The organism is Streptomyces sp. RPA4-2 (assembly GCF_012273515.2).
Classification (GTDB): domain Bacteria; phylum Actinomycetota; class Actinomycetes; order Streptomycetales; family Streptomycetaceae; genus Streptomyces; species Streptomyces kaempferi.
The window spans coordinates 9073894-9088523 of the sequence record NZ_CP050975.2 but is presented as its reverse complement, the minus strand read 5'-3'; the positions used below and the strand labels follow the sequence as shown (position 1 = coordinate 9088523).

The following is a 14630-nucleotide window of genomic DNA, read 5'->3' as shown; positions in this document are numbered from 1 at the left end:
GGGCGCCGGCCGGCGCCCCGCGACCGACGTCGCGACGTCCGTGATGACCGGCCGCGCCTGCCGCAGGTCTCGTTGTGCGGGTGGGCCGATATCGAGGCCAAGGGTGTCCGCGGCCCGCGGACTTCGGCCACAGTCGTTCCCGGTGCCGGGGCTGTTTAGACGAAGGTGAACAGCTTGTCGGTTTCGAAGCGCGACGTCGGGCTGTTGTACACCTTCGCGGGGTCGGGGTAGCCGAGAGCCAGCAGCACTGTCGTGGTGTGTCCGGTTTCGCGGATCTTGAACGCCTTGTCGACACTCGTCGGGTCGAACCCTTCGAGCGGCATGGCTTCGACGCCGAGCTCAGCAGCCGCCATCATGGTCAGACCCATGGCCAGGTAGGTCTGCTTTTCCATCCAGTGGTTCACGTCCTTGTAGCCGTACTTGCGCAGGTTGAGGAAGTCGCGGGTCATGAACTCCCACAGCTCGTGCTTTGCCGGGTCGGCGAACCGGCCGTCGGCCCTCTCCTTGCTGAACACCGCATCGAGGTGGCTGTCGGGAAGATCCGCCCTGGTGGTGAGGATGACGGTGTGTGAGGCGTTCAGGATCTTCTCGCTGTTGTCCTGGAATCGCTCGCCGAGGTTGGCCGCCAGCCGCTCCTTGCCTTCGGGCGTGGCGAGGACGTAGAAGTGGTTGGGCTGTACGTTCGTCGACGACGGTGTCGAGCGCAGGAACCCCAGCAGTTGCTGAAGTGTTTCCTCCGGGATGGTCTTGCTGGGGTCGAAGTACCTGGTGAGGTGCTTGTTCATGAGCTTGTCGAGATTCATGGCAACCTGCCTTTGTCTTGCAATCACTGGTTGAAGAGTTAGCGATTCGTGCTGTTTGGGTTAGTTCTTGCCGTGGCTAAGCAGTTCGTTGACGCGCGCGAAGCTCATACCTGTCGTCGCCGAAGCGAGGTCGCCCGCGCGGAGCGCCTTCGTGGCCTGTTCGAGTGCGCCCATCGCGTGGGTGTAGAGCAGCGGACCCAAGCTGATGCGCTTGACCCCGGCCTGCTGCAGTTCAGCGACGGTCAGCACTTTGTCCGACGGAGACACCAGGACGTTGACTGGTGTCGGGGCGACCGCGGTGACGATCGCGACGAGTGCTTCGCGGTCGGGTGGGAACGGCGCGTAGACCACATCCGCGCCCGCCTCGGCGAAGGCCGTCAGACGCCGAATGGTGTCGTCAAGATCGGGCCGTCCCTGGATGAAGTTGTCGGTGCGGCCGGTAATGACGATGCGCCCCTTGGCAGCGTCGACGGCGCTGCGTACGCGACTGACGGCTTCGTCGAAGTCGCGGATCGGTTGATCGGGATCGCCGGAGGTGTCCTCCACCCCGATACCGGCCAGGCCGGACTCCACGGCGGCCTCAACGGTCGCGGCGACGTCTTCAGGCATGTCGCCATAACCGTCTTCGAAGTCTCCGTTGACGGGCAGCCCGGTGAGGCGGCCGAGCAGCCGCGCATGCTCGAGGTGCTCTTCGCGGGTGACTTCGTGACGCCCGTCGAGGCGGCCGAGGGTGGCGGCGATCGCGGCGGACGATGTCGCGATCGCCTCGAAGCCGGCATCGGCCAGCATCAGCGCCGAGAGGCCGTCCCATGCGTTCGGCATGACGAGGCCACCGTCGCGGGTGTGCAGCGCCATGAACTTCTCATAGAGTTCGGAACCCGGCATGTCGAGCCTTCCTGAATGATCGTTGACTCAGTGAGGGGTTCGTCGGCTGGGTGCCTGGACCGCGCCGAGGTTCCAAAGAACAACCGGTGGGTGGGGTGTTGTTGGCGGCGGCGCGGAGCTTCCTAAAGCCGCTCCAGCCCCAGCAGACGAGATGACGCGCGCTGACTCCGTGGACGATGTCCGTGGACTCGACCATGCTCGATCACGCTCTCGCGTGCCGTGCCGGGCGTCGGCGGAACCGGGTGCGGGTTCACTGGGGCACGGTCGTAGCGACCGAGTCGGCAGCGGGGATGTCGAGGTCGGTCTGGTTGACATTGTTGATGAAGTTGGTGAGCAGGAACTGCACCGCCACCGCGATGATCGCCAGGATCTGCGGGTCGGTGTACCCGGCGCCCCGCACTCCTGCGAGCTCGGCGTCGCTGACCTGTCCGCGGCTCTCGACCACCCGCTGCGCGAAGCGGGCGGCCGCGGCGCGTTGGGGATCGATTGAGCTCCCGACGCGGCCGAGTTCGATGTCGTCGCCCGACATGCCGCCGAATCTGGTCGCGACGTGGGTGTGCATCGCCACGCAGTAACTGCAGCCGTTTGCTTGCGACACAGCCAGCGCGATGCTGTGCCGCGTCCTGGCGTCGAGAACCCGGCTCAGGGTGCCTTGCAGAGTCGTGACGACCTCAAGAACGGTCGGGTTCGACGCGAGGGTCTTGAACATGTTCGGGACGAAGCCCAGCTGCGCACCAACGTTGTCGAGTATCTGCTGTGCGCCGGTAGGCACATCCTCTGGAGGGGGAACGTTCAGTCGTGACACGGCGAGTCGACCTCCGGTCGGGGTGTGTGTAGTCGTCGTTGCGCCCAGGTCGGGCTCGAAGTGGTTCGGAGTTCCGTCGCAGGCCCTACCTGCGTTGGCTGCAACCTGGCCGGTGGCATCGGTTGCGCTTGGTGCCGTGCATTGCGGGGGGTGACTCCGCCGGAGCCGAGTCCGGAGATCTCTCCGCCACCCCAGACACCACATGTAAAGGACTATACAGACCAGAAATTTCTACGCAACCCCCTCGGGCGAATCGCCATCCACCATGTTGCATCCAGGCGAGCCGATGTCGCGTCGGATCAGTAAATATGCAGCTCAGAGGCATGGTAGGGCGACGTCGCGAGCAGCTCGGGCGATCTCGACAGGCAAGTTCAAGCCGCCTCAAGTCGGCCCGACTCGAACCCGAGTGTTGAGTTTTCTGGACGATTTAGTCCAACATTGGATGAGGAGGCTGACTGCAACGCAGGCAAGAGCTCTCGGATCTGCCTGCGCCTCCATCGCCCCTCCGTCTACGAGGAGGTCTGGTTGAGATGGCCCGCTACAACACAGTTCATCGACGCCAGGGTGTCGCGCCGCAGCACCTACTCCGATGCGCTCGCGATCCCGGCCGGCGCCCCGCAGGCCGTCCTGTCCGGCACCCCGGGATTGCGGCTGGACGGAACCCTGCCGGATGACTTCGCCGAGGAGGCCGAAAGCCTCGGACGACGTGTGCGAGGCGCTGCGGCGGGCTGGTGCCGAACTGAGCGACATCGGCCAGGTCCGGTCAGGGCTCACCGACCGCGACGACGTCGACGCCTACGTGAAGGTTCGCAAGGACGACATCTCTCACCGACCGACGTATATGCTCGTATTGGTCCTACAACTGATCCGGCCCAGCCTCCGTCTGAAGATCGAGGCCACCGCGGTTGTGATGCATTCCCCGGCCGAGCAACAGGAGTGAGTGACATGCGCGAGGGAGGCACCGTGCCCGGAACCAGCGGTACTCGCCGCACGCCACGCGGCCTGGAGACCCGTTCACGGATCGTTGATTCGGCGGCCAAGCTGTTTTATGTCAGGGGCGTCAACGCCACCACCCTCGATGACGTCCGGCTGGCGAGCGGCACGAGTAAGTCGCAGTTGTACAACCACTTCGAGGACAAACTCGCGCTGATCCACGCCGTGATCGACCTGCAGTCGACGTTCGTCCTCGCCCGCGAGGAACAGCGCCTGCGCGGCGTGAAGACCCTCACGGGTCTGCGCCGATGGCGTGACGCTCTCGTCCAGGCCAACTCACTGCAGGACGGCTCGTACGGGTGCGCGCTGGGCGCGATGTCGATTGAGCTGTCCGACAACGATGAACAATCCCGTCAAGCGCTCAACGCATCATTCGATGCGTGGCGGCGGATGCTCGTCGAAACGCTGACCCGGCTCCGCGTCCTCGGCGTACTTGCCGAGCACGCGGACCCGCAACGCTTGGGTACTGGTCTGCTGGCTGCTCTGCAGGGTGGCTACGTGCTCGCACAGAACGCTCACGACTCCGAGCCAATGGCCGTCGCGCTGGACATGGCCCTGGACCACATCGCCTCCTTCGCTCGCCGCTGAGCACACGTTCGCAGTTGCACGACACACTTCTCAGGCGGTCGCTGCCTCCTGAGGCCGGCTGGGCATACCTGCGCGACCCAAGAACACGGCGGCCACAAGGGTGCCTTCTGCAAGCTGGTCGGAGTCCAGATCGTCGGCGAGCCCGGACCCTGTGCGCTCGAGGATCGCCGGCCAGGGGCGTGGCGCGCCCGGAGATCGGTTGCCGAGGCGGCGAGCCCGCGCGCCTCCGGCGCCGAGTTCAGCAACTTGACGGCCGCAGACCAGTCCAGGGCGGCAGTTCCGTCGATGGCGAGGGTGATCGGCCTACCGGGAAGCGTGGCGACCAGGGCGCTCCACCCCGGGGTGACTACTCCGCCAAGTACCGGGTAACGAAGGCTTGGTTGGCAGGCCCGCGGTGATCGATGGGTGTTCGTCCTGCGGCAGCCGCCCGTACTCCGGTTCTGTCTCGAGGGTGACGGTGCGTCCGTCTGGGTCGTCCGTGACGATCAGGAAGACCTCGCCCGCCACCGTGCGGACGTCCAGTTGCTCGGTGAACGGGCGCCCTGGGCTGACTCCGGGCAGCGCCCGTGCTGTGTCGCGCGCTCTGTCCTGGAGCTTCTCGCTGCTGATGGGCATGACGAAGGTCAGACGCGGCGGCCGTAGGTGTGCTGATCCACGGGCCGCTCGGACTTGGGAAGCCCTCCGACCACGAGACGGTAGGAGTCCATCACGAGTTCCTTCACCAACTTCTCGTCGATGGTGCCCCCGCCTTCCACCGTGATCCAGTGCCTCTTGTTCATGTGATAGCCGGGGGTAATGTCCGCGTGCCGTTCACGCAAGGCCGCGGCGTCGTCCGGATCGGCTTTCAGGATCACGACGGGGCGACCCGGCATGTCGGTCATCAGCATGAAGACCTTGCCTCGCACCTTGTACAGGTCCCAGTCGGGGCCGAGACGACGCTCCAGGTCGGCCCCGGGCAGTTCCACAGTGCAGTCGCCCGCAATCTTCTGCAGCTCATGTCCGTCCAAGGTGATCAACTCCTCTATCGATCCGAGTGCCTTGACCGATCGACCGACCGGCCAGGGTTCAAGGTGGCGTCTATCGCATGGCCGCCACGAACGGCGGCGCCAGTACGCCGGCAACCGTGACGGAAGCTGGACGGGGGCTCCACTGTCTCCGCAGCGCTCGGTACGTACGCGCTCAGGTGCATGACCCAGGAGCACCAGGTAGGCAGCCGTCTGCTCGACGAACGCCGCCGTCCTTTGTCCGGGGTGGCCCCTGTGGGCCCCTTCGGAGGTGAGCGCCCGAGGGCGGCGATTTCTTACTTCCGGCCCGTCGGGAAGGTGAGGTCCTGGCGGCACAGTCTTTCCCGTCCGCGCCCGACGGACGGCTGCCAGGCTCCCAGGGCGTATTCGGCTGCGGTGCGAGCCCCCAGGTCAGCGCTGCCGGGCCGACGTCGTCGCCGCTGCATCAGCCCGTAGCGCTGAGATGTCCGCTGGCTACCAGCTGATCTCGCAATTTCTTACGGGCGTCAAACATCGTCTTGTAGAGCGCGTTACGATTCGTCTCCAGCTCACTGGCGAGCGTTTCCAGGGGAACCCCGTTGACGACCGCGGTGAAGACCTGCCGCTGGTGGGCGCTCAGTGCCGTCTCGACCGCGTTGCGCGCGGCTTCGCCCAGCTCTCGTGCCTGCCAGTGGCTGACGGGGTCGCTGCCGGAGCGGTCGGGCACTTGCGTCCATTCGTCCAAGTCGAACAAGGTATGTGCAACACGCCAGAAATGGCGGCCCAGCTTGCTGGACACTTCAAGTACGACGAATCGGAACGCCCACGTGGTGAACCTGGCGTCGCCTCGAAATTCCTGGATTTTGTGCGTGATCCTCATCAGTGCGTCGGCAGCCGCCTGGTGGGCGAGATCGTTCAGCTCGGGCCCGGTAATTCGGTAACGAGGGCCCCGGCGGAACACTTCGTTCATGGCGATCCGCACCAGCAGTTCGTGCAGCTGCGTGCAGGCCTGCTCGTAGTGCGACCCATGGCCGCCCTCGAGCGCGTCCACCCAGGCGGCGGACTCCGGGTCGAGCTGCCGTCGGCCCGTGGCGGGCCCTGCTGCCGGGGGGCTGCCGCTGGTTCCGGCATGTCTGTCCGGAGCCGAGCGGCAGGTCTTTTAACATCCGCAGAGTGCATGGTTCTCAATCCTCAGGTCATTTCGTGCGGACAAGCCCGTCACGAGACCAAGTACAGAACGTCTACGCGAAGTCACTGTTTTCTTTCGCCGTGCGCGCATCCTGCGATTCATGGACGGGGTTTCCGGCGTATTTCGACGAGGGATTCACCCGCTGCGTGGGGCACGCTTTTCCGTACTGTTGTGGTTGGTTGGTGAGCAGGCTGACCGTCGAGGCCTGTGACCCAATTCGCCGGTGACAGGCGTTCACGCCGTGCGCAACCCGGGGCGTGTACTGCGGCAGCAGTTGGCGGAGCTGCTGGTGCCCTCTGTGGATGCGCGACGTCGTGGTGCTCACAGGGGTTCCCCTCGTTTCTGCGATTTCGCGGCAGGAGAGGCCCTCGACGTCTGCGAGGTACACAGCGAGCCGGCGCTGCGCTGCTGGCCCGCGAACGGCCCCGGGATCCCGGTGAGACCCCTTTCCACATCTCGCGGCCCTCGGTCAGCAGGCTCGCCGCGGATGTCAGGTCGCCGGCGGTGCGGGCTTCCCTCGCCCATGCCGTCGTTTCCTCGAACCTGTTCAGGTCCAGAGCGTCCGGTTGGATGCGCGGCAGACAGCCCCCGCCGACCAGGCTCACGGAGCGGTCGCACTGCTCCCCCAGTGCCTGCCTGAGCCTGTAGGCGTACGTGCGCACGGAGCCTGCGGCGGATGGTGGGGCGTCGTCGCCCGACACGTCCTCCACCAGTTTCGAGAGGCTTACAGGCTTGCCTGCCCTGAGCAACAGCGAAGTGAGCACGGCGCACTGCCTCGGCTGACCGGCTCCGGTCTCGACCCTCTGTCTGTGCAGCCGGACCGGGTGGAGCACTGAGAACTGGACGCCCGCATACATGGTGCCTACCGCCTAGGGGATCCTTGTGAGGCTTGACTGCTTGGCCGTCCGCGAGGGACCGCTTTCCCCAAACGTACCGCAGGTCGGTCCAATTTTCAGGACTAAATAGTCCCCTTATTTGTGGGCCAGACCTACTGGCACCTCGCACTGCAGGACGGCTACGGCGCTGCGCCGGCATGACCGGACGGGCCCGCCCTGGCCGTGGTCGAGCAACTCTTCATGACAAGCGGGCAGGCTCGGAGCCGCCACGGTCCTCGCGGGCGGCGGTGTGTGCTCGCGCAACCGTGACTGGTAGCGGTTGGCGAACCACTCGGTGACCTCCGGCATGGAGGACGGCATGCAGCGGAGTGCGGGCGACCCGTCCAGCTCTCCGGCCGGCCGGAGAGCTGGACGGAAAGCGACCTGCCTTTGCGCAGGAGCCGCCGCTTTTTTCGCTGGCAACTGGGGTCGCATGCGGACAGTGAGGCATGCGGACGAACACGGCCTCCCGCCGTCGCGCCTCTGGCCTGCCGGGAGGAAGGTGAAGCCCAGCCGGCAGGGAGACCGCGGCGCAACCGCCCGCGGTGCCGCACTGGGCCTTCTCGGCGCCGTCTCGTCCCGGGCGGTTTTAGTGCCCTGCCGTGCCCTCCGCAGGCGGATTGCCGTCCTCGGCAGGCATGGCATAAGTCTTTATGTGGCCGATCGCCATGTCGAGGGCGATCCTCATGGGTTGGACGTTCCGCGCCGTCTGGGCAAGGAGATAGCCACCTTGAAGGGCGGCCATGAGGCCGGTGGCGAGTTCTCCAGTGTCCGCGTCGGCACGGAGGACTCCCGAGTCCTTCATCCGTGCGAGCCCGGCCTCGAGCAACCCTTCCCAGGTGCCGAAGTGCCGCGCGATCGCGGTGCGCGCCTCTTCGTCCTGATCGGCCAGCTCGCTTGCGAGGGAGCCGAGCGGGCAGCCGTACGCTCCGTTTCGGAGCGCGTTGTGTTCGACCACTGCGTCCCGCCAGCGCTCCAGCCCGCGGATGGAGTTGAGCCGCCGCAGTAGCTGGTGCTGGCGTTCGAGCAATTCCGCGGCCTGCAACGCGACAACGTCCCGCACCAACGCATCCTTGTCGGGGTAGTGGCGGTAGAGCTGAGATTTACTCGTTCCGCTGGCCGCCCTGACATCGTCGAGGGTCGTGGAACCCACGCCCTTGACGTACATCATGTCGGCGGCGGCCCTCAAAATGCGCTCTCGAGTCGCCCGCCCGCGCTCAGTCAACCGGGAGCCGTTTTTGTCGCTCGCCTGTTCCGCCACATTGACCAGATTACCGGTGCGAACGCTAGCAGGATTCAGAGTGGACCTCAAGGTCCCTTTTCTGTCCTGCCTCCGGTTCTCGGCCTATCCGACCTGGAGCCATCGCCCCGGGCCTCGCCGCCTCGACGAGCCCACGACCGCAGAGCTGGAACTCGGCGCCCAGTCGACGCGACAGCCGAGCTGCGACCATGCCGGCCACTCGACCGAGCAGCCGAAACGGCCCACTGGATGCACCGACGGGCCGACACGCGATCCGGTGAAGAACGGGAAGCCACGGGGAACTCCGCACGCCATCACAGGTCAGCGACTCTGCAGGCCAGGTGCCATCCACGCACGCGATCTTCCAAACTAGGGCTCTGGGTGACTGGGCTCCGTACCGAGCATGTGTGAGGACGCGGGCGACGTCATGTGCGTCGGATGATCAGCACGGCCACGTCGTCGAGGTGGTCTACCGCGACCGCGGCGTCGAGGATGCGGTCGGCGGTCTCCTCGGTGTTCAGCCCGTCGTGGATGGCTTGGGCGGCCAGCGTTCCGGCTCGCTCCAGTCCGGCGTCCAGTGTCAGGCTCGGCCCTTCGACCACGCCGTCGGTGACCATGACCAGCGCGGCGTCCTTGTCCAGCGTGAAGGTTTCTTCGGCGTAGTCCGCGTCGGGCAGGACCCCCAGCACCGGGCCGCCCGGCATCTCACGAATGCTGTGACTGCCGTCGTCGCGTGCGTACAGCAAGGGCACATGGCCGGCGCTCGCGCCGGTGACCCGTCCATCGTCTGGGTCGATACGCAGCATGGTGCAGCTGGCGAATCGTGCCGCGTCCATCGTGACGAGCAGCTCGTTGGTCCGCGTCAGCACCGTTGCGGGATCCGGTTCGTGGGCGGCGATCGCGCGCATGGAGGCGCGCACCTGTCCCATGGCTGCGGCGGCGTCCACGTCGTGCCCTTGGACGTCGCCGATCTCCAGGGCGATGGCACCGTCGGGCAGGACGAAGGCGTCGTACCAGTCTCCGCCGATGTCGAGCCCGTCGCGGCTTGGTTGGTAGCAGGCGGCGGCCTCCAGGCCCGGGAGGTGCTCGGGCAGCGTGGGGAGCATGGCCTGCTGGAGCGCCGTGGCCAGCTCGACTCGTGCCTCCTGCAACCTGACGCGCTTTAGTGCCTGGCCTGCAAGGTCGGCAAGAGTGCCCATGAGGGCCCGCTCATCCGGGGAGGAACGGTGTTCGCTGTCGTAGGTCACAAACCAGGCCCCGAGCGGCTGATCGCCACTCGGGCTGAGGGAGGTGATCGAGATGGCGTAGCCGGAGTCGAGCCGGTCGAAGTACGGCACCATGGCCCCGTGCGGCCAGCGGCGGATGTAGTCCTCCTGGTTGGAAATGAACTGCGGCTCACCAGTGCGGATCACATGGGGCAGCGCGCTGGGGGCGTCCAGCGGCAGGCCGTGCAGGGCGGCCACCGGTATCGGGATCCCGGCATCGGAGGAGACGCGTAGGCGGCCATTGGTGATGAACGCCAGCGCGGCGCCCGTACCGCCGAAGGTCGCGGCGAGCCGGGTCAGGACGACCTGCTGTATTTCTTGCTCTGTGACTGCTGTCATCACGGCGGAGGAGAAGGCCGCGATCTCGTCGGCGCGCTGACGTTCAGCACTCAGCGCGACCAACGCTCTGCGTCGGCGCGCTTGCCTCTTGGTGTCGTCGTGGATCACTCCGAAGACCCGCTCAGGGCCGCCAGACCCCAGAATGATCCGACGGGCCCGGCAGACCAGAAAATGCCAGCCATCGTGCTCGGTAAGGAACCGCAACCTGATCCAGGGGGACTGGGCGGCCGCCGAACGCACGAGCCGCCGCAGAGCGCCGCGGTCATCGGGATGGACTCGCCGAACCACCTCGGACAACGACATGGAGGCCTCCGGGAACAGCGCCGCCAAGGCGGGCGCGCCTCCCAGCCACTCCAGCTTGCGTTCCTGGGGTGAATACATGCACAGACCGAGGTTGGCGGCCTTGGCCGCCAGACGGAACGGGATCAGCAGGCCGCCCCGGTCGTTTCTCGCGTCCAACGAGTGCACCCACACCAGCGCCTCGCCACCTACGGGATCATTCACTCGTCGCGCCTCGACAAGGCAGACGACAGATGCTGCACCTGGCCCGGGGAACTCCAGCACCCGCATCGCAACCGTCGTCGTCGTGGCGGCATGGGAAACGAGACTCTCGCTCGCGCTCAGCTGACTTGTGGGCAACAGATCACCGAAGCCACGACCCACGCACTGCTCCACTGACCTGCCCAGCGTCCTGGCCATCGCCGCGTTGAGGCTGCGGATAACTCCGTCCAGGGTCAATAGAGCCGACGGTGTAGCCATCTGAAGAATGTCGTCCGAGGAGTCCATTTCGCCGCTCACTACCCATCTTCGAGCGATATGACCTCGTTGTCCTTCAATAACAGTATCTGCGTGCAGGGCAGGTCGCCTCCACCAGCAGCGGCATGCGACAGGGCGCAAAGCGCGGGACACCAGCGGACAGCCGACTGCGTGCGGGTCGACCGCCTGACCGCCACCCACCAGCTTGACCGGCTCCCGGGCGAGCTGGTCAAGCCGGGCCGCTACCTACTGATCACGCTGATCATGATCGACGGGGTCTATCACCATCGGTGATCCGATGGTCGCGATCGGCGTGCGTCGGCGGCTCGGGTGGCGACCCGCTCAGGGTCGGGTGAGGCCTGGGTGACGGTGAGGATCATCATGATTACTTACCGTACTGGGCGCGTCCGTGAACGGATTGCGTGCAGCGAGGACGGTGAACAGGGTGGCGACGATGGCAAGTCCGCCGTATCCGAGGGCGATCCGCGGTAGCGAGAAGTCGTTCGAGAGTTGGCCCGAGATGAGGCTGGGGAAAGCGGCGCCGCTGTAGCAGAGGAGGTAGATCGCGCTGAAGATCGGCGCCCGGTCGGCGAGTGTGCTGCCGTACAGCAGGCCGCGGGTGGCGGCACTGATGGCGATGCCTTGACCGGCGCCGGCGACGATGGTTGCGGCGATGAACAGCGCCAGTGTGCCGATGGCGATCGCTGCAACGATGCCGATCCAGCCGGCCAAGAAGACGGTCATGCCGATGCGTTGGGCTACCGCGGATGTGAAGCGGCCGCCGACGGGAGCGCCGAGAACGCTGGGGGCCATGTAGGCAGCAAACACCAGTCCGAGGAGGAGTGGGCCGTGGGTGTGGAGTTGATCTGCGACCAGTGCGGGCATGAAGGCCTGGTAAAAGGCCCCGGTCGCCCAGGTGGCCAAGAACACCGCGGCCGCGACAGGGAGCAGGTGCCTGACCCGGGCCGCTACGTGGACCCGGGGTATCAGTGATCGCCAAGCGCCCGGTGTCGACTTCGCGGTTTCCGGGCTGATGACGATGAGTGCGGCTGCCAGTACGAGGAGACCGGCGCAAACCAGGTAGATGAGGTCGCGTGGCCAGGGGGCGAACTGGACCAGGGCGCCGGAGGCGATGGCGCCGAGGGTGAGGCCGAGCATGGGTCCCTGGCTGGACGCGACGGAGGCCAACCATTCCGGCCTGGTGGGTGCGGTGTCGACGATGTAGGAGGTGAGGCTGCTGCTGGCCAACCCCGCACCGACGCCCATCAGTAGCCGACCGGCCAGCAGGGTGCCGATGTCCTGCACGTTCAGCAGGAACAGACAGCCCAGCAGGAGCAGTCCGAGGCTGGCGATCGCGGTGAGCCGCCGGCCCAGATGATTGGACAGCCGTCCCAGCACCAACAGTGTGGCGATAGTGCCGACGGAGTACGTGACGACGGCCAGCGAGATGCCGGCGTTGGTGAACCCGTCCTCGGCCCGGTAGGTGTTGAACAGGGGAATCGGTGCGGCCGTCGCGGCAAACGAGGCCACCAGGGAAACCACCGCAGATGAGAATGCCAGCCGGGGCGATTTGCCCCCGCGCGCCAGGTTGATCACTGGTGCCACGTCTTGCATCTAGCCGTGCCTTTCTATGGTTCTGAACCACCCGGAGTTTCTGGAAGTCCGGGGCTGTCTACCCAAGGCGCCGACGCCGGGCAGAGCTGGGCCGGCACACTCCGGCCAAATGACGCACCACGCGACACCACCCGTAAGCAAGAGGTCACAACGAACGGATGTCAGCGTCCGTCTGGTTGGTGTCGAACCGCGGCGCCGTCTTACCAACCACGTCGCGATCTCGCCCGTTCCTCGTCGCCCTCCCACCGCTACCAGCGCCGGTGAGGGAGGCCGGCATAGGCGATAGCGAAATATCGGTAAGACGGCGCGAAGGATCGACGCTCATCAGACAGGTGCAGAGGCAATCCGGCAGCCCCTGTCGCTCATCGGAGTCGCGTCATGCGCCACGGGGCGTGGGAGAGCCCATCCCACACACCGGGTTGAAAGGAGCCCTCATGCGTGACAGCTGGACTTGTTGGCGAGACCGCACTGATCACCGGCTCTGGCCACGGCATTGACGCAGCGATTGCGACCGGACTTGCCCATGCCGGAGTCGATGTCATCCTTCTCGCCCCCACCGCCGACCAACTCGACGAAACCACCAACGCCATCAGAGCAAGCGCGTCGAGTGTTGAGGTTCGCTTCGTGACTACCCATCTGACCAACGACGACCAGCGCACCACGGCCATCAGCTACCTGCTGCCCGGCGGCCCTGTTGATGTCCCGATCAAAAATGCGGCCGCTGTCGAGCACCTCGGCGCCCACGCCAGGATCAGTCCAGCGCAGCTACGGCAGACCTTGGAGAATGATTTGATGGGAGCTGGACGAGGTGTGCGCCGTGCGCTGGCCGAAGCCGTGCGCGAAGCGGTCCGCACCGGCCACCTGCCCCCGGGGACACGGCTGCCCTCCTCCCGCCGGCTCGCCGCCGATCTCAGCCTTGCACGCAACACCGTGGCTGACGCCTATACCGACCTCGTCGCCGAAGGATGGCTTACCGCGCGCAGAGGCTCGGGCACGCTCGTGGCGGACAGGATGAACACTCGGCCGATCTCGGCGCGCTCGGCCGCCGAGCCGTCCGGAGACCTTTGCCACGACCTGATCCCAGGTAACCCCGACCTCACCACTTTTCCTCGTGCAGCGTGGCTGAAGGCCACACGCCGCGCCCTGGCGGCGGCCCCCGCCGACGCGCTCGGCTACGGCGACCCCCGCGGTCGGCCGGAACTACGGGTCGCACTCGCGGACCATCTCGCTCGAGCCCGGAGCGTGTACGTGAGTCCGGATCACATACTCATCTGCGCCGGCGTCTCCCACGGCCTGCAAATCCTGAGCGGAGTCCTGGCCGGGCGGGGGGCGAGGAACGTCGCCGTCGAGTCCTACGGCCTGGACAAGTACTGCGCGCTGCTGGCGGCTGTTGGGCTGCAGACCCTCCCGCTTCCCTTCGACACCCACGGAACCGACCCGCTGCCGCCGGTCGGCACCGATGCGGTCCTGCTCACACCGGCTCACCAGTTTCCTGTGGGCACGGCGCTGCCGCGCGATCGCCGGACCGCCGTCGTGGACTGGGCCAGACGGACCGGCGGCTTGGTCCTGGAGGATGACTACGACGGTGAGTTCCGGTTCGGCAGCCAGTCCGTCGGGGCGCTCCAAGGGCTCGACCCCGACCACGTGATCTACCTGGGTAGCGCCAGCAAGACCCTTGCTCCTGGCTTGCGGCTGGCCTGGATGGCGCTGCCTCCCGCGCTCGCTGAGGAAGCCGCGGCGGCCAAGGGACAGATCGACTCGTGCGAGGTACTCAGCCAGCTGACGATGGCGGAATTCATCACCTCCGGCGCGTACGGCCGTCACGTACGTGCTGCGCGCCGGCGCTACCGCGATCGACGAGACGCTCTCGTCACAGCCCTGGCCCAGCACGCACCCAAGGTGCGCGTCATCGGGACACCGGCCGGCCTGCACACCGTGCTCGCTTTGCCGCCCGGGACCGAGCAGCGGGTCCTTCAGGCGGCAACCCGGCAGGGCCTCAAAGTGGCTGGCCTGTCCCGATACCGCCATGAACGTTCCCTGGACGCCCTGTCCGATGCCCTCGTCGTCGGTTACGGGGTGCCCTCCGACGCAGCCTGGCCTCAGGCGCTCTCCGCACTCGTGCGGATCCTTTCCTGACGCGCCCCCGACGCCCTGGAAAGGGCGTTCGCGGACGGCAGTATCCTGCGAGACTTGCACCAGCTGGAGGCGCCAGGTGCCGAGTTCGGGGTCGGGGCGAAGCCCGGCTGGCTGGTCGCCGGGCGCTGGTCTCGGGCGTGCTGCCCCCCTTCCTGGGCG

Annotated in this window: 12 protein-coding genes and 2 pseudogenes; 4 read left to right on the top strand and 10 right to left on the bottom strand. The window is 66.5% G+C overall.

The features are described from left to right. Positions 1–155: 155 nt before the first annotated feature. The 3 genes from HEP85_RS40055 to HEP85_RS40045 all read right to left on the bottom strand — a co-directional run bounded on the left by HEP85_RS40055 (position 156) and on the right by HEP85_RS40045 (position 2493). Positions 156–803 (bottom strand): nitroreductase family protein, encoded by a 648-nt coding sequence (locus tag HEP85_RS40055; protein ID WP_168532205.1) that lies wholly within the window; start codon positions 801–803, stop codon positions 156–158. Positions 804–863: 60 nt separating this feature from the next. Next, positions 864–1688, bottom strand: coding sequence for an isocitrate lyase/phosphoenolpyruvate mutase family protein (locus HEP85_RS40050; protein WP_168532204.1), 825 nt, complete (start codon positions 1686–1688; stop codon positions 864–866). Positions 1689–1938: 250 nt separating this feature from the next. Further along, positions 1939–2493, bottom strand: coding sequence for a carboxymuconolactone decarboxylase family protein (locus HEP85_RS40045; RefSeq protein WP_168532203.1), 555 nt, complete (start codon positions 2491–2493; stop codon positions 1939–1941). 706 nt (positions 2494–3199) lie between these two features. Between HEP85_RS40045 and HEP85_RS40040 the strand changes: the two genes are divergently transcribed. Further along, entirely contained in the window at positions 3200–3433 is a 234-nt protein-coding gene (locus tag HEP85_RS40040) for a hypothetical protein (RefSeq protein WP_168532202.1), read from the top strand. 23 nt (positions 3434–3456) lie between these two features. Beyond that, on the top strand, positions 3457–4074 hold the full coding sequence (locus HEP85_RS40035) for a TetR/AcrR family transcriptional regulator (RefSeq protein ID WP_248002326.1): 618 nt from the start codon (positions 3457–3459) through the stop codon (positions 4072–4074). Between the two features lie 623 nt (positions 4075–4697). On the opposite strand, the gene HEP85_RS40030 is transcribed toward HEP85_RS40035, so the two are convergent. The 6 genes and pseudogenes from HEP85_RS40030 to HEP85_RS40005 all read right to left on the bottom strand — a co-directional run bounded on the left by HEP85_RS40030 (position 4698) and on the right by HEP85_RS40005 (position 10751). After that, complete coding sequence (locus HEP85_RS40030; RefSeq protein ID WP_168532200.1) at positions 4698–5081, bottom strand: MmcQ/YjbR family DNA-binding protein; 384 nt, start codon at positions 5079–5081, stop codon at positions 4698–4700. A gap of 442 nt (positions 5082–5523) precedes the next feature. Then, a complete protein-coding gene (locus HEP85_RS40025; RefSeq protein WP_248002325.1) occupies positions 5524–6108 on the bottom strand; it encodes an RNA polymerase sigma factor in 585 nt (194 codons plus the stop codon). A gap of 406 nt (positions 6109–6514) precedes the next feature. Beyond that, positions 6515–6643, bottom strand: a pseudogene (locus tag HEP85_RS40020) (sigma factor-like helix-turn-helix DNA-binding protein); the annotation flags it as partial. Between the two features lie 91 nt (positions 6644–6734). Continuing rightward, positions 6735–7103 (bottom strand): annotated as a pseudogene (locus tag HEP85_RS40015) (winged helix-turn-helix domain-containing protein); the annotation flags it as partial. A 607-nt stretch (positions 7104–7710) separates the two neighbouring features. Beyond that, complete coding sequence (locus tag HEP85_RS40010; RefSeq protein ID WP_248002324.1) at positions 7711–8382, bottom strand: TetR/AcrR family transcriptional regulator; 672 nt, start codon at positions 8380–8382, stop codon at positions 7711–7713. Positions 8383–8786: 404 nt separating this feature from the next. After that, on the bottom strand, positions 8787–10751 hold the full coding sequence (locus HEP85_RS40005; RefSeq protein ID WP_168532196.1) for a SpoIIE family protein phosphatase: 1965 nt from the start codon (positions 10749–10751) through the stop codon (positions 8787–8789). A 141-nt stretch (positions 10752–10892) separates the two neighbouring features. On the opposite strand from HEP85_RS40005, the gene HEP85_RS40000 reads away from it, so the two are divergent. Further along, positions 10893–11015, top strand: coding sequence for a hypothetical protein (locus HEP85_RS40000; RefSeq protein ID WP_282189884.1), 123 nt, complete (start codon positions 10893–10895; stop codon positions 11013–11015). A 48-nt stretch (positions 11016–11063) separates the two neighbouring features. On the opposite strand, the gene HEP85_RS39995 is transcribed toward HEP85_RS40000, so the two are convergent. Continuing rightward, positions 11064–12335: an MFS transporter gene (locus HEP85_RS39995; protein WP_168532195.1), complete on the bottom strand. Its 1272-nt coding sequence runs from the start codon at positions 12333–12335 to the stop codon at positions 11064–11066. A gap of 438 nt (positions 12336–12773) precedes the next feature. Between HEP85_RS39995 and HEP85_RS39990 the strand changes: the two genes are divergently transcribed. Continuing rightward, the gene (locus HEP85_RS39990; protein WP_168532194.1) at positions 12774–14471 is read left to right on the top strand and encodes an aminotransferase class I/II-fold pyridoxal phosphate-dependent enzyme; all 1698 of its coding nucleotides are present in this window, start codon (positions 12774–12776) and stop codon (positions 14469–14471) included. Positions 14472–14630 lie beyond the last annotated feature (159 nt).